Origin of the sequence: Pedobacter sp. ok626 (assembly GCF_900100435.1) — a bacterium.
In the GTDB taxonomy this organism is placed as follows: domain Bacteria; phylum Bacteroidota; class Bacteroidia; order Sphingobacteriales; family Sphingobacteriaceae; genus Pedobacter.
Window position 1 is genome coordinate 408,367 of the sequence record NZ_FNEX01000004.1, and the last position, 21,305, is coordinate 429,671.

Sequence of the window (21,305 nt, forward strand, 5' to 3'; positions counted from 1 at the left end):
TGATTGCGCCAGTTTTTAGGCTAATCTACTTTTATGTAATGCTATTTTTTTTCAATTAAAAAATTTCAAACTATATGAAAACAATAAAATACAACATCTTAACAGCAGCAACGGGAATAACATTTGTGTTGTTTATGCTTGCATTGTCTTCCTGCAAAAAGGGTATTGGTATGCCCGAAAATGACCCGACGCCACAAGATACTACGCTTAAAGTAAGCTCTTTATCTAACACCACCCTTCGATATGGCGATACCCTTATCATTAAGGGCAGCAACTTTTCCGCTACAGCCATCAGTAATACCGTCACTATTGACGGCGTGGTTGCCACCTTACAATCGGCAATTGCTACAGAATTAAAGGTAATTGTTCCAGCTGTTGGAGCAGTTAATGGGGAAGTAAAAATAAAAACAGGCAACCAGACTGTGAGCGGTGGCAACATTACCTATGTGCCCGATGTATTTGTAGCTGGTTCTCAGGATAATGGCGCAGGCCCTTTGGCTACTTATTGGAAAAACAGCATTGCTGTTAAACTAAGCACAGAAGAATCAGCATTGAGTTCAATTTTTATAAATGGCAATGATGTGTATGCAGCAGGATGGGAAAGGACTAACAATTTACAATTGGCCAATTATTGGAAAAATGGCACTAAAACCACGCTTGGTACCGGCGCTTCTGCTGCTAATAGTATTTCGGTAAACGGTAAAGGTGTGCATGTAGGCGGCTGGGAACTTGTGAACGGACCGGATGTCCCCCGATACTGGAAAAATGGAACAGGTACAACCATAAATGTCTTTGACCCCATTATATCGAATACTGTTACGGGTAATGGCTCTTGTAATGGTGTTTATACAAGTGGTAATAATGTTTGCGCTGTTGGAAGTTATCGAAACTCACAGGGGAGGTTTTCGCCATGGGAATTTACAAATGGGGTACTACCGGCCAATACTATACCCAATAACGATAAGCATTGTTTTGCCAATGCTGTTTTCTTAAGTGGAAGCGATTTGTATGTAGTAGGCTACCAACAAAGTCCAACAACAGCGTTGCCTATGGCTACCATCTGGAAAAACGGAACTGCTGCAACACTAACCGCAGGCACTGTTTCGGTAGGTGTATTAAACGCTGTTTTCGTAGCGGGAAACGACGTATATGTGGCAGGATATGAACAAGAAGATTATTACCACGTTGGGCCAACTTTTGCAAAATATTGGAAAAACGGGGTAGCAGTAAAATTATCAACAACATCATCTAGTGCTACAGGTATTGCGGTTTTTGGTAATGATGTTTATGTATCAGGATGGGAAAACAACGGAAGCTATAATGTAGCCAAATACTGGAAAAACGGGGTGCCTGTTAATTTAGGCAATGCCGTACTTAATTCATCAGGCAATGCTATTGTGGTACGGTAAATAAAATAGATACTTAAAAATAAACCCATGAAGAAATTATTTTTAACCCTCATTTTTTTGTTTGTTGCGATAGTGGTTTTTGCCCAAAAGCAGACTTTTGATGTATTAAACTATACCATGCCCAAAGATTGGGATAAAACAGAAATGGCAAATGGCATACAGCTGTCTACCAAAAACGATGGTAAAGGAAATTATGCAGCGGTTGTTATTTTGCGTTCGGCAGCAAGCACGGTATCTGCACAAGAAAACTTTAATAATGGCTGGGAGAAACTGGTAAAAGGTACTGTGTCTGTTTCCGGGGAACCAACCATGCAGGCACCTGCTACTGAAAAAGGATGGAACGTTATTTCGGGGCAGGCCGGCTATACCGATGGCGCCAGCAAAGGATGGGTAACGCTGATAACGGCTACAGGGAGCGGCAAAATGGCTAATGTGGTCGTAATGACCAATACCGATAAATATCAAACCCAGATACTGGATTTTATAAAAAGCATTGACTTAAACGAAACGGCAACTGCACATGGCAACAATATAGGCCCGGTTCAACAATCGGTTAATGAAACAGCTTCGTCAACAAACGCTATAAACGGTTCAGGAAATAAAAGTATGTATTCAATTACTGTTCCGCCTACGTGGAGTTTAAATGCCGGAGGTAATAGTTTAACCTTAGAAAAAAACACCAATACAGGAAAAAGAATTATTGAGTTTATGAGTATGGTAAAATCATCTGGCAATTTAGAAAAAGATATGGAACATGTTTTCTTTGAAGTTTTTGATGGATGGAGCCTGTATAACAGCCCCAATAATCTTTTATTTGAAAAAGGTGATCATGAAAAAGGGTTTACCAGCCAAGGCCTGCCTTATTATATGTTAAGCAATAACATAAGAAAAACCGGATCTAGTAATGGCGATGTTATAAAAAGCTTCGTCATACTTATACAGGTAGGGCCAAACGTAGCCATTATTAATTCGGCAGATCAAATACTGGGCAGCGAAACTGAAATGGCTTTAAATTTTCTTTTATTCAATTTGAAGATAAATGGTATTGCCGAAAAAAATATGGATTATAAAAAACAGCTAACAGGTACCTGGGCTTCAAGCAGCGGGTCATACGGAAATAGTTTAATTGCTGCTACCAGTTACACAGCAGAAGGAAAATATTATGTGTTAACACAATCTTCTTACACTGTGGGTTACGACTATTATAATGACTTGATTAAAAGCAAACAATTTAAAGGTGAAGGTGTATTTGCTTTTAAAGGAAATGTGCTGGAAAGAAAAACTAGTTCAGGTCCAGTAACAAAATACTTCATTAGATTTTATTCCAAAAAATATGGTAATAATCAATGGAGAAATTTAATGGGTTTGTATGCCTGTAATTATGATAAAAACAGAATAGAAACGGTTTCTTCTTTTCAAAAGCTTTAATTACAATGCCAATTTCCATAAGGGAAAGCAGTTGGAAACCCAGATGGCTTTATCATCAAAATAACCTGTTCTGGAGATTAAATAAAACATCTGTTCCAAACTATTAAATCTCGTTATACATGAAAAAAATTATTCTTTTACTAAGCTTGGCAGTAACCATTATTGCTGCAAATGCACAGGAAGCACCACCGAAGGTACCACCTATAAAAAATGTTATAGATGCAAAACTACCTACTTTGCCGCAACAGCCCGTAAAATTGCCTTTGGGTACAGTGCTGCCAACATTAGCCAACCGTGAAACAGCCAAATTTACAATACCCAACTGGCAGCTCATCCGCTGGTGGGTTACACCTAATGCAGGCCATTCGATTACCGATCCTTCTTTTAAATTTCTCAGCAATGGCACAGTTAGCTGTAGTCTCACTACACCCGAAGCTGTAACAAGACTCGAATCTGGTACTTACACCGTTCATGGCAATAATGTAACCATCCTTTTAAAAAAGAATACAAATGTAACCATGAACTGCAATCTTATTTATAACAACAGCAACAAAACACTAATAGGTACCTATACCCTGCAAGTACTTCCTGTTACTAATGCACCAGCGGGTTATACACCTGGAACAGTAACAGGAGAGTTGAAGCTGGAAATAAAGCCATAGAGAATATAGTTATGAAATCATACGTAGCAATAACAGCATTTCTATTTATCGCTTTTTCTGCCCATGCCCAAAGTGATCAGGAACTTAACCGTGACTCGGTAATTGGCTGGCGGTATATAAGCAACCCACCAAAAGCCATTGCTGTTTACAAACCAATAAAAGGCCAATTTGGCTCTTACTCAGTTTGGCAGCAGCAAGCTTCGGATTTGCTGATCAACTGGATACAGCAATCTTACCTGCCCCGTGGGCTAGTAATGCGTACTATTGTCAAAAACGATGAGCGCTGGTATCTATTTAATAATGGCCCGTTGCAGAGCTATGGTGTAAATTTTCTAGGATTTTCTACACATTTTGCCAATGGGAAAATTAACCTAAGCGACGAACAAGGTCAAAGATTAGTAGCCGGATTTAATGACTTTCCGGGTACTTTTATCAAAGGGTTTAATCCTGGTAGTTTGTATTTCTTTGCAGAGCAAGCGCAATTTACGAGTGGAGATGATGAAGCTCAATTAGCCAAAGAAGGAATAGATAAAAAGATTCAGCCCAGTCTCTATAAATACCGTACTTATTTCGACCATTATCACGACAATGGCCAACAGGTTTTTAAAATTGGCGTAGTGGTTCCTAAAAACGGCAACTGGCCCTTTAAACCAGTACTGGTAAAAGATGCCGTGGCCTATATTCAGCAGCAAATGGCAGTTTATCCAGGTATCCTGCAAAAAAATCCTTACTCGGTAGAGCCGTTGAAAAAAGATCTGGAAAGACTGAAACCTTACTACAATGAAGTTGTAAAATTAAATGCAAGTTATAATTACGGTAACGGCATTAACGATGGCAATGGGCATTACCTGCTCAATCCCGAAGCTATTATAAACGGCAAAGGCAACAATAAAACATTCCCGGAATACAACATACTTGTTAGCACAACTCAGCAGACGATTGACCAGGCAAAAACTGATAACCCACTTTGGCTGTATGTTAATTTAACACCAATAAACGTGGCCTTACAGGGTAATCCTGTAAAATTTGATACAAGGTTTGGCACAGGCATACCGCACATGGTAAATTCAATGTTGAATAATTTCAATTTTGATTATGTAGCCAAATGGCTGGCGCAGCCCAACGACAGAAAGAGTATGGTTTATACACCAGTAAAAACGCCTGCAAAATCAACAGGTAATACAGCCACTGCACCGGCAACTGTATCAGCAACAGCAACAGCAAAAAACAAAGACCCTTACACCATCTTGTATGAAGATTTTGACGGCTATCCTGCCGGTGAAATATCGGCCAAAAAATGGCATACGGCAGGATATGGCTTTGCCAATGCTTCTTTAACCACTATAAATGGACAAAATGGTAAATGGGTTTCAATCCCGAATAAATTTACTTTTTACCCTGATTTAAATATTCCACTCTCACAGAATTATACAGTAAGCTATGATGTATATTTTGGCCCCGGCATTACCAACAAAAGAGTGATGCATTATTTCAGGTTGGATGCCTATGACTCCAAAGATAAATATCCTCAACCTATGAATATGGCCAGCGCTGTTGATAAAGGAATGGACTTTAGGATTGCCATGAGTGGCGAAGGTACAATGGAATGCAACTTCAGGAAAGGCCAATATAAGGAAATGAATCAGGATGTTAGGATTGCGGCATTTAAGGAAAAAGAGGTGGCGCATGTAAGCGTCAGCGTCAGCGGTACTATGGTTTCTATTTCGGTAAACGGTAAAGACGTAATCAGAAATGATAATGCCAGGCCTGCCGAGCAAATGTATAAACGTGTTGGCTGGTATTGCAGTAATCCTAATATGCTGCTCGGGAATATTTATATCAAAAGTGCAACACCAGTTAAATAATTAAAGAAATGAAACACATAAAAATATTTTGATAATCCAACTGGTTTTAAACTAAACTAATTGCTATGAAATCGACACTACTTATCCCCTTATTTATACTACTGTCTTTTATCGCTTTTTCTGCCCATGCCCAAAATGATCAGGAACTTAACAGAGACTCGGTATTGGGTTGGCAATACGTTACCAATCCGACCAAAGCCAATACGGTTTATAAACCCTACAAAGGTTATTATGGCTCGTATTCCATTTGGCAGCAACAGGCCGTTGATAAATTATATAGCTGGATACAACAATCTTATTTGCCACGAGGCTTAATCATCAGACGTGTTAGTAAAAACGACGATCGCTCATATTTACCTGATTTAGGCCCGTTACATAGTTATGGTTTTGAATTAATGGGCTTCTCTGCAAGATTTGAGAATGGAAAAATCAACCTCAATGGTGAACAAGGAAGCAAGCTGATTGCAGGCTTCAATGATTTTCCAGGTGCTTATATAGACGGATTTAATCCCAATGGACTGTATTTCTTTTCTGAAAAGGCACCATTTTGTGCGGGCGAGGATGATGCTACTGTGAAGGGTGAAGGGATTGATAAAAGGATTCAAGCCAATCTTTATAATTATCGGACCTACTTGCAGCATTACCATGATAGTGGAAAAGGCTATGGTAAAATTGATGTGGTAGTTCCCAGAAATGGCGAATGGCCTTTTAAACCCGTGTTGGTAAAAGATGCCGTAGCTTTTATTCAACAGCAGATGGCCATCTATCCTGGTATTATGAAAAAATATCCGCACTACGAAAAGGAAATACAGGCCGCGTTAGAAGGTCTCAAACCTTTTTATAACGAAGTAACAAAGTTAGATCCTCGTATCAACTACCGTATCGGTCCTAGCGATGGTGCAGGACATTACCTGCTCGATCCACGCCATATCTTAAATGGCAAACAGCTCAGCAAAACTTTCCCTGAATATAACCTATTGGTAAGTACAACCCAACAAATCATCAATCAATCTAAAACCGATAAACCACTTTGGTTATATGTAAACCTTACGCCCAGAATCGATTTTGCAGGATCACTCGCTAACTATGATGTAACTTTTGGAACCGATGCACAACATTTGGTGCATTCAATGTTACAAAATTTTAATTTCGATTACGTAAGCAAGTGGTTAGCCGACCCTGAAAAGATGAAAACCGTTGCCTATAAACCGGTGAAAGAACCCGCAAAAACTTCGGGCAATACAATGGTAAGTATTGTAAGTAAATCGGTTACGGCAAGCGTAAAAAATAAAGACCCGAATACGATTTTATATGAAGACTTCGAGGGCCATATCTCTGGTGATTTTTCTGCTAAAGGATGGCATACATACGGAAAAAATGGACACGAATTTCAAAATGCCACACTTCATACGCTAAGGGGTCAGCAAGGAAAATGGATATCCATACCCAAAGAGTTTACGTTCTATCCTGATTTTCCAAAACCACTTCCAGCCAATTTTACCCTGAGTTACGATGTGTATTTCGGGAAAAACATTCGCAATTATAGATCGCTAATGTATGTACGCTTGGGAACCGAAAACTACATCAACATACAAGACATTAACCGAAACGGATTTGATTTTGCATTTGCCTTAGGCGGGGAAGCTGAAACGAGTGTGCAGTTTATGAAGAAAAAAGTTCCTGAAAAAATTCAACGCTTTAGGATTGAAAACCTGAAAGCAGAAAATGTGGCTCGTGTAACTATAACTGTCAATGGCGCATCGGTAGCAGTAGCGGTTAACAATAAAGAAGTTTTTAAAAATGAAATGGTACTGCCAACAGGTGTAGCCTACACGAAAATTGGCTGGTACTTCGGAGATCCCGATGCTTATTTGGGCAATATTGATATTAAAAAACAATAAAGAATGAGGCAATGAAAAATATATTGATAATCCTATTGATGCTGCCCTTATTGGCAATAGCACAAGAAAAACAGCGCATGGAAGATGCCATAAAAAAAATGGAGGAGCTGAAAAAAAATATGACCCCAGAGCAGCGAGCCATGCTAGAGAAAATGGGACTTGAAAAAACAATGAAAACTGCCCAAAAAAATATGCAGCAGGGTGGTACTGGAACAGCATTGATGCAAATGGGTGACCCGAACAAAATTCCCGAAAAACTTTCTACACTGGCTATACCGGCCACACCCACTGATAAAGGGAAACTTATAGCTTACCTCAAACCAATTTTTTCACAAACAGAAACTGCGATGAAACCCGATCATGTAAAAGCGGTACAAAAATTATTGGATAAGGGCGCTGAAACCGGAAAATATGCACTGGTATTTTGGTCGCATAATGAATTGGACAAAGCATTGTACCTGCTTATTAATGCCTGTATCACCAATCCGGATGATTATGTTTCCATCAATAACCTCGGCGCATTGCTTACCCTTTCGGGATATGCACATAAATCTTTCCCGCTGCTTTTATATACGCAAAAATTTGTGCCTCAAAGCGGCACGTTGCTTAACAATATAGGTCAGGCTTATCTGAGTTTGGGTTATGTTGACAAAGCGAAACCGTTGTTTTTATCAGCCATTGCAAAAGATTCGACCAAAACCGAAGCGTATCGTTCGATGGCACTTATTGCACAAAAACAGGGAGACAATGCGCTTTGCGGAAACTATCTCGAAAAAGCCATAGCACATGGCGCTGCTACTCCAGAGAATATCAATTTATTGAAACAGGTGGCACCTCAAAAAGACATTTCGGCGCATATCAGAAAACGTTTTAAACAATTTTATAAAGACCATAGTGTTACCAAACGCTTTATCGTACCGTCAATACCGGCATCGTATGAAGAAGCAGTAGCACGTGATGGTGAAGTGGAAGCCTATTTCAGGGACTTTGATGCTACTATTAACGCAACTTATAAAACACAACAAGAACTGGATAAAAAATATGGGAACCAAGTACAGGGAAACCAGGCTAAAATGATGGCACAAATGCAGCAAACGCTGGCCAATGCTGGCAAACCTGGTTTTTCCAAATCGGTTAAGGATCTGAAAGAATCGTTCAGTAATCCATTTGTAACCCAGGCATCCGTCATGCTAGCCAGTATAGACAATCCACAATTCAGTAAATCCTATATCAACAGAATGAAAACTGAAACAGCAAACAGGTTAGCAAGCGTGAATGAACTGAAACAGGCATTGAAAACCGATTTTGATGATAAGATAAATGCTTTGGTAAAAGAAGAAAGCAAACTGAAAGACGGCGAAGGCCAGGATGCAGCAAATGCAAGATCAGTAGAAATTGAAAAACAACTCTGTGATTTGAATACAGCAAGGCAAAATAAATGGCTGGAAAAAATGGCCGAAATAAATAATCAATATATCCATAAAATGGAAGATCTGTTGAACCAGCGTTTGCAAGAGCATCTTTTTTGGAATACCATCGTGATGCAATCCATGCAAGACCCTACGGCCGTTAACTACGCATTTTATGTGGGCTATTTGAAAGACTTGTATAATCTTGCTTATCTGCTTTTCCCTACGCATGTGGACGGGGGGCTATCAAAACCCTGTGGGGATTATATGAAAGCCAACAATTACAGAGGAAAAATACACGATTGGGAAAGAGAACACTGCGAAGTGGATTTTGGGATAGACCTCATGGTAACCGGTGGAAAAATGAATTGCGAAGGCTGGTCGGTTTATGCAGATTTCAAAGAAGGTTCATTTAGGTACGATCGAAGTGTTGATCCTGTAACCTGGCAAACTACCGGGCACAGCATTACTGTAAAAGCAGGAAAAGAAAAAGAATTTGAGATCACCAAAAAACTGGGTGGAAAAATAGGTGCAGAAATAGGAACCACCATCAAGTTTGATGGGAATATGAACCCGGTTGATTTGATCGTTAAAGAATCAGTTTCAGCAGAGATGAGTGGCCCTATGGGAGGCAGTGCAGGTGTTAATTTAGTTGATGTTGAAATAAGTGTGAGCAGTGGTTTTAAGGCCACCGGGTCATCCATACCAGGGTTTGGAAGCGATTTTTTGAAATAAAAATCACCTTTTTAACGATTGACCATTTTTTTATATCAACCTACTTTTATATCACAAAATTAAAAAAAACAATGAAACCATCATGAGCAAACGCTCGCAAACAGCAATGAATATTGCTCATGATAGCTTCATCACCATTAAAAAAAATTATATTCTGATGAAAAAAATACTCATTTTATTGCTGTTCATTGTAGGAACAATGGCAGTAAATGCACAAGTAAAAACAAATACTGCTTTAGTAAAGGGACAGCATACAGGTAAAACCATTGATATTAGAGTGCCGGCAGGAACCATGAGGGTCGGGCAAGTAGAAGCAAAGGTTATTCCACTACAGTCTTTAAAAATGAAGGTGAACCCTCAGATACTTGCTAATCAAAAGTTCGCAAAAGACATTGCGATAGAACTCATTTCTATTTCTTTTGAGCCTGCGAACAAACGTTATATTCTTAAGTGCAGGGTCTTTAATGCGGGTACCACCGATATAGATTTAAATCTTTTGAAATATGCTGTTGCAGGAGCACCTAATCACTTACTTACAGAAGTCACCAATACTGACCCCTATTTGTGGAATACCTCAACATATCCTCCCGATATAAATTTCCCATTTGATTTAGAAACAGAGTTGCCTGGTGGCGGAGTTAATTCTTTAAATGGAAGAAGTTTTTGGTTGAAAGAAAGCAGTTGGTTTTCATCGATTAGCAGAGACCCAAATGTTAACGTTGGTGAAATGTTATATAATAATACTATTCTTAAACCTGGAGAATCTGCTTATTCTATAGCAATTGATAGGGCAGTTTGGAATAAAGCTACTAGTGCCGGTGGAGCACACAGAATGTATAGCATTAAAATTGACCCTTTGAATAAAATTGGCGATCAAAACCTAAGCAACAATGCTATATATTTTACAATGGATAATATTGATGTTCAATAGTGCAGATTATGCTTGTAAGTGGCTGATTTGTAAATACAAAATTGATATGAAATTGATGAAAAATATTTTTCGCCCAAAAACAAACCTTCGATGAGGTTTCCCTTATGGGGCGGGTTCCAACGATGGGGTATGGGTGGAGACCTACAATGCCAATACCAAGGAAGATGCCCAGAAAACCTGATCGTTCACTTTTAGTGGCTTTTGGGATAACAAAGCTGATGCAACACTCTATCGGTATCACCCAGAGTATTTTAAGGGAACAGAAAAAAATCCGGTAAAACCGTATATGATAGAATTGACCTATAGGTACGTAAAAACCTCTCTTGGAAAGAGCTTGTTGGAAAACTTTACGGAAAACTTCGACTTTGATGCTCTGAGGAATATGTTATAAAAATCATCTTTTTTAATGATTGACCTGCGTGGTTATCAGCGCTATTTTTATTAGAAAATTAAGATCATGAAAAAAGTAATTTTTATCGTTTTCCTAACCCTGGGGGTAGGAGGAATGGCGCAAGCTCAGTTTTTGGGTAAACTCAAAGAAAAAGCGAAAGCAGCTGTAGGAAGTTCAGTCGACCGGTCAACTGACAAAGTAGTAGATAAAGCAGTAAATAAAACCTCCGACAATGCTACGGACAAGGCATTAAATAAAGCTGGGGAAAAATTGAATAACCTATTTAAAAAGAAAAATAAGAAACGTGCAGATACCATACCACCGGTAGTTCCTGATTCAAATAAAACGGTTATCAAGCCCGAAAATAAGAATTGACAATTCAAATTTAATTCCTCGATTTTTGTTCTTATAAATGTCTCGTATAATCCTCAAAAGTTCTTTCAAATGTTCTAACGGGTTGACACATTCCCCGCACAAAACAAAGAATATAAAAGTATTCATAAATAAGAAGCCTGTAGATAGCAATAGTTATAGGCTTTTTGCTTTTCTAAGATTTGTAGCAATAGACAAAAATTGCGCTAGCTATTGGCTCTGGAAAAGATAGTTTCGAATATGAGCTGAAATAATGGATTTGTAAGTGGTTGATATTGAGGAATAAGTTTGTTTTTGAGCTTGAATGGCGTTTTTTTAACTGATTTTAAGCTTAAATAATTTGTAGGAAGATGTTTTATTTCTATTTTTGCGCCATAGCAAACGAAGCTATGGCGAAGTTTATTTAAAGTGTAAAATAAAATAGGATTTATCATTTTAATATTGTTTCTTTGCAATCCCTTCGAAAAAGGGAAAAACAGATACCAAGTTCGGGGTGTAGCGTAGCCCGGTATCGCGCCTGCTTTGGGAGCAGGAGGTCGTAGGTTCGAATCCTGCCACCCCGACGAAACAAAGACATAAAGTCTATTAAAAACCCTTTAAATGTAACAGTTTAGAGGGTTTTTTCGTTTATTTCATATTAAACCATATCAAAGAAAACCATAATATATCAAGGTTTTTATGCCCTATTCTGCACCCTGTTTTTTTAGATATAATTGTTGTATTGAGGGGCTGGCCAAGTGAAAAAACTTTCATCTCTGGTTAACGCGAACAATGTGTTATTTTTGTGTCTTATTTATTAAATGCTGGATTCACTTTCATATTCCTTGTCGGTTACCGCTTCTAGCCATTTAGTTTCGCCTTTTTCCCTTCCTGTTATCGCTACCTGAATAAATTTGGTGTCTGAACTTGCTCCATGCCAATGAGGAACGTCGGGCGGACATTTTACGGCATCGCCTTTACGAAGTATTTTCTTTGGTTGTCCCTTTTCCTGATAGTAACCAACACCATCTATTGCTAATAATATTTGACCTGCCGGATGGGTATGCCATTTGCTTCTGGCTCCTGGTTCAAAAGTAACGCTCCCTATAGAATTCTGGTTAAGGCTGTCAGCCTGGATTAAGTTTTCCAACCATACGGTTCCGGTAAAGTTATCATTAGTTACCTGTTTTCCTTTTGCAAATACAGTTGAGTCTTGTGATTCGGATGGAGAGATAAGTGTCGACTTATTTTGCTCATTACATGATAATGAAGCTGCTCCTATAAGAAGTAGTATAGTTGTGGTTTTAATATTCATCATCGTGATTTTAAAGGTTTTTTTGATAAAAACTAAGCAATTTATTCACAGCTTGTGACACATATTCAGGCTTCCAATAGGTCTGTATATGTGTAGCTCCCTCAATCAGAAATAACTCTTTGTTTTTTGCATTGGTTGCTTTAGGGAACGCTTCATCTGTCATGTATTTTGTGTCCGCCTTGCTACCGGCCATCATCAGGAGAGGCTGATTGATTAAATCCATATTTGTGGCTGCATCCCAAGTCATCAAGTCCAACAGGCTGCTCATGGTATACAGAAAGGTCGAATTTGGGTGTGCGTGACTTCTATAGTAGTACTCGTATCCTTCCCGATACAAATCTGTTGTGGTTTTAGCGATTTCTGCATCTGTAATGCTCGCTACACCAGCATAAATTATTTTGTCTCCTGCGGCTTCCTGCACACGTGCGTCTGAAGCTTGTTTTAAACGTTGTTGAATAGTATTTAGTTGGGAATTCTGAAAGCCATTACGTCTTACCTCACCTGAATTAAACATACTCAAGGTTGCGACTGCTTTAAAACGTTTGTCGCTCTGTGCTGCTTTTAAAGTATAACCGCCGCCACCGCAAATACCTAAAACACCTAAGCGGTTCGCATCAACCCCTGCATACTGTATAATAAAGTCAGCCATACCATGAATATCTTCGATACGGCTTGCAGGTTTATCCGTATGACGTGGCTCACCGCCGCTTGCTCCCTGATATGCCGCATCGGCAGCAATGGTTATGTAGCCTTCCTCTGCCAAACGTTGTGCATATAGTCCAGCTGTCTGTTCTTTTATACCACCGTTAGGGTGTGCGACTGATACTGCCGGATATTTCTTTGAAGCATCGTAATTTGCAGGTGTATAAACATTCGCCGCAATTTCAATCCCATTCAGTTTATACTTCACCGGATGAATATTTACTTTTCCTTTTTCATTTTTAGTAATAGCTCCTTCATACACCAGGGTATAGGGATTTTGTTGTTTTCCCTTATGAGTAGATTGCGCATCTACAACATCTGTAGCCGCTACTGACATTGCTAATGCAATAATTGATGTTAGCTTTTTCATAGTTTTAATATTTTACTTTCTACTTTTCAGAACTTCATCCAATATCGACTGTGCTGATTTCGCTTCTTCTTTACCAATGCTTGAGCTTATCAGACCTACGAATTGTTGTAATTGACTTGGGGATAGACCAACATTCAAACAGATGTTCAAATGCGAACGTAGCATAGGTTCCACACCACCAATGCTGCTGAGTACCGAAATAGTTACCAACTCTCTTTCAGTATAGGTCAACACATCACGTTCAAAAATATCGGCAAAAAGATGTTCTTTGAGAAAGACCTCTATTTCAGGTGCGAACGCTGCATATCCTGTTTTCGATCCTGTTTCTGATGTACCTGTTAATTCTTCCAATATCGCCTTACCTCTTTCGTATTTGCTATGCCCGTCATTGATAGGGGAGGCTTCTGCACCTTTTTCATCATTAATACCTTTGGCTTTGCGTTCATCCACTACGGTCATAAGGGTCTGCAATCCCCGAATGCTGCGGGGAAAACCCGCATAAGCATACAGATGAACGATAGTCTCGCGAATCTGGTTGATAGTCAAACCCGCTTCCAGGCCAGCATTTAACTCAATTTTTAATTTTGACAGGTCACCTTTTGCTGTGACCGCCGAAATGCGTACCAGAGCTTGTTGTTTTGCGCTTAAATTTTGACTAGTACCAGATTGGGCATTTGCAGAGGTTGCAATAATCATTGTCATTATAAATAATATCGACTTCATTAATTTTTTGATCATCATATCCGTTTATTATGGCGTTACTAATTTCGTGAAGGACATGGATGCCAGTTGCCAGTTGTTGTTCTCTTTTTTATAAACTTCAGTAACCATAAATGGATTGGTGACTTCATTACCACCTACTACTGCCAAAAGTGTAATCCTGTTCAACAGGACAGCTGTGTTTCCAATTACATTCACAGAAACATCGTGGATATCGGCTTTCTTATACCAGATACCTCCACTTTTAATCACATCCATTTCACGTTGTTTTCCCCATGATCCCCCCATATGAACAAACACAGATTTTTCATGGAAGAGTTTACTAAGCTCACTTGTGTTTTTGTCGGCCATCCAGTTCCATTTTTGCTTGGAGAGATCTTTAAGCTCCTTTTCAATGTTCATGGAATATACAGCTGGTTTTTCCAATTTCTGATATTCCTCATCTGTAACAGGATGCAGCCAGGTCGTTTTACTTTTTGGCGAGACTGCTAAATAAGTAACACCGTTATTAGCGGTTGATCCATGCCAATGTTCTACATTCGGCAGGCATTTTACAACATCTCCTTTCTGTACGATCTGTACAGTCTTTCCTTTTTCCTGATAATAACCGATACCGTCAGTAATCAGCAATATCTGTCCGCCTGAGTGGGTATGCCAGTTGAGTTTGGCGTTAGGCGCAAACACGGCAAGGGATATTTGGGAATTGATGGCATCGTCTGGTTTATTTAATTCACTAAGCCATACGTCTCCGGTATGATTTACGTTTTTTGCCTTTTCTCCTAATGGAAAAATACTTTGTTCCTGTGCAGTTACTTGAGTTGTAACTACAGCAAATAATAAAATTGTAAAATAGATTGCTTTTTTCATTTTGTTATGATTTATAAATTAATTAGACCTATTTTCTTCAACCAGTTTTGTATTTCAAGTTGTACCTGCGTTTCTTTTTCGTTTTCCATTACGAATAAAATGCCGTCTCTTTCCACGCCACCTTTTGTTGAAAATCCTTCAAGTACTTTGCTGTTTGCGCATAATTCTTTTATGGTTTCAAAGCTGCTGCCAACGCCATATCCAGCATTGGTATTAAAGGGGACTACTATTTTTCCGCTTAGATCATATTTATTCATGAAGCTTTTCATGGGAGGCGGCAACTGCATTCCCCAGGTAGGAAAACCGATAAAGACAACATCGTACTTTTCTATACTGTCTATCCTTGTTTTTAGCTGTGGTAAATAACCTTTCGCATTTTCTGCAGCTACCTGATCCACCGTTCTCTGATAATGCTCCGGATAGGGTGTTACCAGTTCCAATGCTACTAAGCTACCACGAACTTTTTTGTGGATGATCTCCGCAACGGCTTTGGTGTTTTTTGTGCGTGACAGATAGACAATCAGTACTTTTTTATTTTTAAGTAAGTCACCTTTATCTATCGGTAGCTCTTCTTTTACTTTTGTTGGTTCTCCAGCCCTTGAACAGGAGGTGATCATCAATAAAAGCGTAATTACCTGTATGCCATATATCCTCAACCGTTTCATATCTTTCTTTTAGCTATGCAAAGTTCCAAAGAACAAAAGGATTTTATGGTAGATGTATTACGGGTATTGCTACCAATATTACTTATCCAAACCTTTTTCCTTTAACCATTTCGAGAGCTGGTCAGCTACCTGGATATTGTTCAGGTCAGAAAACGGGAAGTGTGTGTTACCTTTGATGCCGATTTCTGGCAGGTGTATCACCTTTGCATCACCTCCATGTTTGTTGATAGTTGATGCCCAGATCTTCGCCATTTCAAGTCCTGAACGCCAGTGATCTTTATTCCATATTTTAGTAGCTTCTTTTGCGATATTATCTCCATAATAAATAACAATGGGTATTTTAGTCAGTTTATTGAAGTCAGACAGCGGTATTTCCATGCCTTTCAACTCTCCAAAAAGACCTGCTGATTTTATCGGCGCAGGTAGTTCTCCTTCTGGGAACATGAAGCCGCTGTAAGGCTCATAAGCTACAACCGCTTTAACTTTGTTATTTTTGATGGCCGTAGACCAACCAGGTCCTCCTCCCTGGGAATGGGTAATCAATATACCTTCACCAATTTTATTAAACAGTTGAGTGATGGCATCCGAGATCACATTTCCATCAAATGTGCCAGTATTCGGAGTCATTTGCCGATAAAACTGTTCTAATGAAGGAGTATCTTTAGGAAACTGAACACCTGGAAAGTAGTCAGGATAATTTCCGATCCTAAATTGGCTGAACCAAAACTGCTCGTCAGCAGCAGGGTTAATGGTTGCTGCAACGGAACTTTTACCCGCTTCACCACGCCTCGGCTGGTCAAGCAGATAAACAGGGAATCTTCTGCGAAGAAAAATATTCTGAAATCCTTCTCGTCCGTCAGGGGTAGTTTCCTATGTTTTCTTAGACTGTCCGGCGCCATGCAGGAATACAAGGGGGTATTTACGGGCTTTTACTGGAATTTGATAAAAGGCATAAGCATGATCCCCATGAAAGGTCTGGCCTTGTGGTTTCAATGCACTATCCAAATTAAAGCTGCCCGGTACGGTAGTTTTTGTTCCCCCTATAGCAAAACTGCCTTGCTCAGCGATAACTAAAGGCTGTGCTCTGTTCTGGGCTTTAAGCGATATTGAAGTAGCCAATAATAATGTTAATGTGCCTATATATCTTACTAGTTTCCTGTTCATTTCAAATAATTTTATTTTCCAACTCTATTTTGTAACGCTTCGGGATATCTCGCTCCTTGTATGGAAATCTTTGATGCAGCCGTGTCGATTTGTTGCACATCGCCCGCAGACAACGAAATGGTTGCGGTTCCGATGTTTTCATGCAAGCGATGTAATTTTGTCGTTCCAGGAATCGGTACAATCCAGGGTTTTTGTGCCAGTAACCAGGCTAGGGCGATCTGTGCAGGTGTTGCATCTTTGTCAATAGCGATAGATCTCAACAAGTCTACCAAAGCCTGATTTGCTTTTCTGTTTTCTTCCGAAAAGCGGGGAACAATATTTCTGAAGTCCGTAGTGTCAAATTTTGTTGTTTCATCAATGGCTCCCGTTAAAAAGCCCTTTCCTAATGGACTGAATGGTACAAAGCCTATTCCTAGTTCTTCCAATGTAGGTATGATCTCCTTTTCCGTTTCCCGAAAGAATAAAGAATACTCGCTCTGTAATGCAGCAACTGGTTGTACGGTATGTGCTTTGCGAATGGTTTCTACGCCTGCTTCCGATAAACCCCAATGTTTGACTTTACCTTCTTTTATCAAATCCTGAATAGTTCCGGCAACTTCTTCAATAGGTATGTTGGGGTCAACACGATGCTGATAAAAGAGATCAATGTAGTCGGTTTTCAGTCTTTTCATGGATGCTTCTGCCACAGCTCTCATCCTTGAAGGACTGCTGTCCAATCCTTTCTTTGAATCACCATCCTGAAAACCAAATTTGGTGGCAATGACTACTTGTTCCCGAAAGGGTGCAAGCGCTTCACCTAATAACTCTTCATTGGTAAAAGGGCCGTAACATTCTGCCGTATCAAAAAAGGTTACTCCAGCATCAAATGCAGTTCTTATTAACGCTATGGCTTCATGTTTATTTGCTGCGGGACCATAGCCAAAACTTAATCCCATGCAGCCTAATCCAAGGGCTGATACTTCCAGACCACTGTTCCCTAATATTCTTTTTGGTATCATCTTATTTATTTTAGGTATAGATTTTCTGTTTTTATTAATCGCTGCTTGGGGTTATATAGCTAATTTTCTTTCGCTCAACCATTTTACCATTGCGGGATCTCTATGGTCAAAAAACAAGCTTGCGTTGGCATCTAAAGCAGCGATGGATTGCATATCCTGCTCAGAGAGTTCAAAATCAAAAATATCGAAGTTTTCAGCCATCCTTTCTTTGCGAACAGATTTGGGAATAGCAACTACACCTCTTTGGGTTAACCAATTTAGAATGACCTGTGCTACCGATTTACTGTGTTTTGCAGCTATGTCTGATAATACCTCATTGTGGAATATGTTGTTTTTACCTTCTGCGAAAGGCCCCCATGATTGAATTTGCACATTATTCTCCTCCAGAAATCTTTGATTTTCTACTTGTTGATGAAAAGGATGGGTTTCAATCTGATTAACAGCAGGAGTGAAGCCGCTGTTTATGATCAAGTCCATCATTCGATCTGGTTGGAAATTGGCAACACCAATTGCTCTAACTTTTCCTTCCTGATATAATTCCTGCATAGCGCTCCATGAGCCAAAAATATCACCGTAGGGCTGATGAATGAGATAGAGATCCAGGTAATCCAATTGCATCCTTTCAAGAGACCTTTGAAATGCTGCTTTTGTCTTTTCGTAACCTGTATCCTGTACCCAAAGTTTAGTAGTTATAAATAACTCATCTCTGTCTATGCCGCTATTTTTTAGTGCATTACCTACTGCTGGCTCGTTTAAATAAGAGGCTGCAGTATCTATTAGCCTATAACCTGTATCAATTGCATCAATAACTGCCCTTTCACATTCTGCCGCATCGGGTATTTGAAAAACGCCAAATCCCAAGATTGGCATTTCTAATCCGTTGTTCAATTTAACTGTTTTCATTTCTTATTAAATTTGCTCAATGTCTATACAACACTTTTAATGGTACAAAGTTCAGCTTTGATATGGAGTGAATTGGTATACCGATTACGGATATTACTACCAATGTTACTGATTGGTGCGTGTCTGCCGTTTTGTTATACTAGAATGGTTAGTTTTGTATTAACAAAAAAGCAATAGCTATGGAAAAGGCCTATAATTTTGACACGGTAAGCGAGTACAATGCGTTTAATAACCACGAAACTTTACATCCACTGGTGAGTGTTATTGATTTCTCAAAAGCGAAGGAAAGAACCGGTTCCCGGATGACTTTCGGACTTTACTGCATTTTCCTTAAAGAAATACATTGCGGAGATTTAAAGTATGGCTGTAACTATTACGACTATGACAAGGGGACATTGGTATTTATTTCCCCTGGACAAGTTATAGATGTAGAAAATAAAGTAGATTTTTACCAGCCGATGGGGCATGGATTGGTCTTTCATCCAGATCTAATAGCAGGCACACCTCTGGCCAAGAGCCTGGATGAGTATAGCTTTTTTAGCTATAACACAAGTGAGGCATTGCATCTATCAGAAAAAGAGCGGAAAATTGTCTTTGATTGCTTCTCTAAAATTGAATATGAATTAAGCCAGTCGGTTGATAAGCATAGTAAAAAGTTAATTGCATCCAATATTGAGCTTTTTCTGAATTATTGTGAGAGATTTTATGACCGTCAGTTTATCACTAGGGAAAATGCCAATAGGGGAATACTGCAAAAATTTGAGGAATTACTGAATAGCTATTTCGCATCCGAAAAGCCCTATAGCATCGGTCTGCCTTCTGTTGGCTATTTTGCAGATGAAGTCCATTTATCTGCTAACTATTTTGGTGATCTGGTAAAAAAAGAAACTGGCAAATCTGCGCAAGAGTATATTCAGAACAAAATCATTGAGATTGCAAAAAATAAGATTTTTGATAGCAGCAAGACCATTAATGAAATCGCGTTTGAGTTGGGTTTCAAATATCCACAACACTTTAGCCGCTTATTTAAAAATCGTGTTGGGTATACACCTAATGAGTATAGGAATTTATAAGACTTCTATCGTAACAGGATGTCAAAATAGTTCGTTTTCAATTTGAATCGGTAATCTTAGTTGTACGTTTCGGTGAATGTGGTTCTTCCCCACTTTTGGCGAAATACCCGCTATAAGACACAAATTGAATTAGCTAATTGTTATATTAAATTCAAATTTTATTTGGTGGCATCACATCAAAAACCGATCTTTAGGTCATCAAATAAGCAGTTATTTATACTTTACTATTGGAGATGGTTTGAGCTGATTTGATTTGAAATGATTTATGCCCTAATCTACACCCTGATGTTTCAGTTGGATTTAAGTGATTGAAAATAAGATATTTATGGTGTTGGTGCGGCGTCCTGCCACCCCGACTAAAAAAGCCAAATGGCGCCACTTATCTTCAAGTGACGCCATTTTTTTATATACTCTTGCTCTTCGTCAATAAATTCAGCAGATGCTTCTTTATCAAGAAGGACTCGTAGTCGTAAATCTATTAATTGATAGCATTTAAGTTTTTGCCTCCCGCTGTTTAAATTCTGCCGGACTCACACCCGTATATTTTTTAAATACAGTCGCAAAATACTGAGAAGAAGAGAAATTGAGCTTAAACGCAATAGACGTTACTGATTCAGCATCTGGTAATTGCAATAGTTTTTTCCCCTCCTCAACCCGGGTACGTAAAATATAATCTACCGGGGGCATGCCAAACTCCTTTTTAAACCAGCTTTTAAAATGAGAATCAGACATGCAGAGTTCTTTAGCCAGCAGTTCAATAGGTAGGCTTTGGTAAATATGAGTATGGATATAATTTCTGATCTCAGAAATCCTGTCAGACTGCTCCCTGGCTATATTTTTCTGCGAATACTCAATGACAGTTAATAGAAAATTGCTGATCAGGTTTAAGGTCTGTAATTTATGTAGCGGTTGTACAGGCTCCTCATGCAGGATAAAGAGCTGGTCCAGCATCTTCTTCATCCCATCAGTTCCCTTAAAATGCCTTTGCTCGATGGACATCAGCTCTTTTATAAATACAGCCGATTCTTCATCATCATAATGCAGAAAACGCTCCTCCTTGGGAATCTGAACAATCAGCCAGTATAAAGAGCCCTTTTCTTCAGGATGTCTGGCGGTTCCATGAGGCTCATTAGGGAAGGTAATGAAAACATCGCCACCCCTGATCTGGTATTCTTTACCGTTCACCTCATATACCTGGATACCTTTATCGCAATAACAGATCTCCATCATACCATCATGCGAATGGGTTTCCAGCTTTCCATGCACATGTTTATAGGAATACCTTCCCAGCCTGACTTTTCCGTCAAGCTTAAACTTACTGAAATTTACAATGCTCCTTTCTGTAGTGGAGCGGGTATCAAAGTCCGACATGTATAAAATTGTATGTTCCTACTAAATTGAAAGTTAGGCTGTAGCTCAAAGGTTAAATTTGATAAAATAATTCTG

At 39.1% G+C, this 21,305-nt stretch carries 19 protein-coding genes and 1 tRNA gene; 10 read left to right on the forward strand and 10 right to left on the reverse strand.

The features are described 5' to 3' along the window. Positions 1 to 74: 74 nt before the first annotated feature. The 9 genes from BLS35_RS08205 (at position 75) to BLS35_RS08245 (ending at position 11,666) form a co-directional block, all read left to right on the forward strand. Positions 75 to 1,409, forward strand: coding sequence for an IPT/TIG domain-containing protein (locus BLS35_RS08205; RefSeq protein WP_090779670.1), 1,335 nt, complete (start codon positions 75 to 77; stop codon positions 1,407 to 1,409). Between the two features lie 27 nt (positions 1,410 to 1,436). After that, on the forward strand, positions 1,437 to 2,837 hold the full coding sequence (locus tag BLS35_RS08210) for a hypothetical protein (protein ID WP_090779672.1): 1,401 nt from the start codon (positions 1,437 to 1,439) through the stop codon (positions 2,835 to 2,837). Between the two features lie 119 nt (positions 2,838 to 2,956). Continuing rightward, positions 2,957 to 3,499, forward strand: coding sequence for a hypothetical protein (locus tag BLS35_RS08215; RefSeq protein ID WP_090779674.1), 543 nt, complete (start codon positions 2,957 to 2,959; stop codon positions 3,497 to 3,499). Between the two features lie 11 nt (positions 3,500 to 3,510). Then, positions 3,511 to 5,364 (forward strand): hypothetical protein, encoded by a 1,854-nt coding sequence (locus tag BLS35_RS08220; protein WP_090779676.1) that lies wholly within the window; start codon positions 3,511 to 3,513, stop codon positions 5,362 to 5,364. Positions 5,365 to 5,429: 65 nt separating this feature from the next. After that, a complete protein-coding gene (locus tag BLS35_RS08225; RefSeq protein ID WP_090779678.1) occupies positions 5,430 to 7,265 on the forward strand; it encodes a hypothetical protein in 1,836 nt (611 codons plus the stop codon). An 11-nt stretch (positions 7,266 to 7,276) separates the two neighbouring features. After that, positions 7,277 to 9,409 carry a tetratricopeptide repeat protein gene (locus BLS35_RS08230; protein WP_090779680.1) on the forward strand — a complete coding sequence of 711 codons (2,133 nt, stop codon included), beginning with the start codon at positions 7,277 to 7,279 and terminating at the stop codon, positions 9,407 to 9,409. A 157-nt stretch (positions 9,410 to 9,566) separates the two neighbouring features. Then, positions 9,567 to 10,340, forward strand: coding sequence for a hypothetical protein (locus BLS35_RS08235; RefSeq protein ID WP_132225913.1), 774 nt, complete (start codon positions 9,567 to 9,569; stop codon positions 10,338 to 10,340). Between the two features lie 457 nt (positions 10,341 to 10,797). Continuing rightward, entirely contained in the window at positions 10,798 to 11,106 is a 309-nt protein-coding gene (locus BLS35_RS08240; RefSeq protein ID WP_090779683.1) for a hypothetical protein, read from the forward strand. Between the two features lie 486 nt (positions 11,107 to 11,592). Beyond that, positions 11,593 to 11,666 (forward strand) — tRNA-Pro (locus tag BLS35_RS08245). A gap of 233 nt (positions 11,667 to 11,899) precedes the next feature. Here BLS35_RS08245 and BLS35_RS08250 read toward each other — a convergent pair. The 9 genes from BLS35_RS08250 to BLS35_RS08285 all read right to left on the reverse strand — a co-directional run bounded on the left by BLS35_RS08250 (position 11,900) and on the right by BLS35_RS08285 (position 18,786). After that, entirely contained in the window at positions 11,900 to 12,400 is a 501-nt protein-coding gene (locus tag BLS35_RS08250) for a cupin domain-containing protein (protein WP_207909072.1), read from the reverse strand. 7 nt (positions 12,401 to 12,407) lie between these two features. Beyond that, positions 12,408 to 13,469 carry an alpha/beta hydrolase gene (locus tag BLS35_RS08255; protein ID WP_090779684.1) on the reverse strand — a complete coding sequence of 354 codons (1,062 nt, stop codon included), beginning with the start codon at positions 13,467 to 13,469 and terminating at the stop codon, positions 12,408 to 12,410. Positions 13,470 to 13,481: 12 nt separating this feature from the next. Further along, positions 13,482 to 14,210 carry a carboxymuconolactone decarboxylase family protein gene (locus BLS35_RS08260; protein WP_254778743.1) on the reverse strand — a complete coding sequence of 243 codons (729 nt, stop codon included), beginning with the start codon at positions 14,208 to 14,210 and terminating at the stop codon, positions 13,482 to 13,484. Positions 14,211 to 14,219: 9 nt separating this feature from the next. Further along, a complete protein-coding gene (locus BLS35_RS28145; RefSeq protein ID WP_090779686.1) occupies positions 14,220 to 15,056 on the reverse strand; it encodes a DUF4440 domain-containing protein in 837 nt (278 codons plus the stop codon). Between the two features lie 11 nt (positions 15,057 to 15,067). After that, positions 15,068 to 15,721, reverse strand: coding sequence for a flavodoxin family protein (locus BLS35_RS08270; RefSeq protein WP_090779688.1), 654 nt, complete (start codon positions 15,719 to 15,721; stop codon positions 15,068 to 15,070). A 78-nt stretch (positions 15,722 to 15,799) separates the two neighbouring features. Then, on the reverse strand, positions 15,800 to 16,348 hold the full coding sequence (locus BLS35_RS28150; protein ID WP_254778745.1) for an alpha/beta hydrolase family protein: 549 nt from the start codon (positions 16,346 to 16,348) through the stop codon (positions 15,800 to 15,802). A gap of 243 nt (positions 16,349 to 16,591) precedes the next feature. Then, on the reverse strand, positions 16,592 to 16,885 hold the full coding sequence (locus tag BLS35_RS28155) for an alpha/beta hydrolase family protein (RefSeq protein ID WP_254778747.1): 294 nt from the start codon (positions 16,883 to 16,885) through the stop codon (positions 16,592 to 16,594). An 11-nt stretch (positions 16,886 to 16,896) separates the two neighbouring features. After that, complete coding sequence (locus tag BLS35_RS08280) at positions 16,897 to 17,880, reverse strand: aldo/keto reductase (protein WP_090779759.1); 984 nt, start codon at positions 17,878 to 17,880, stop codon at positions 16,897 to 16,899. Between the two features lie 54 nt (positions 17,881 to 17,934). Next, positions 17,935 to 18,786, reverse strand: a complete 852-nt coding sequence (locus BLS35_RS08285; protein ID WP_090779690.1) for an aldo/keto reductase — start codon at positions 18,784 to 18,786, stop codon at positions 17,935 to 17,937. Between the two features lie 179 nt (positions 18,787 to 18,965). On the opposite strand from BLS35_RS08285, the gene BLS35_RS08290 reads away from it, so the two are divergent. Then, complete coding sequence (locus BLS35_RS08290) at positions 18,966 to 19,859, forward strand: helix-turn-helix domain-containing protein (RefSeq protein WP_090779692.1); 894 nt, start codon at positions 18,966 to 18,968, stop codon at positions 19,857 to 19,859. 492 nt (positions 19,860 to 20,351) lie between these two features. Here the strand turns inward: BLS35_RS08290 and BLS35_RS08295 are convergent, their stop codons facing one another. Beyond that, positions 20,352 to 21,230 (reverse strand): AraC family transcriptional regulator, encoded by an 879-nt coding sequence (locus BLS35_RS08295; RefSeq protein WP_090779694.1) that lies wholly within the window; start codon positions 21,228 to 21,230, stop codon positions 20,352 to 20,354. Between the last annotated feature and the right edge of the window lie 75 nt (positions 21,231 to 21,305).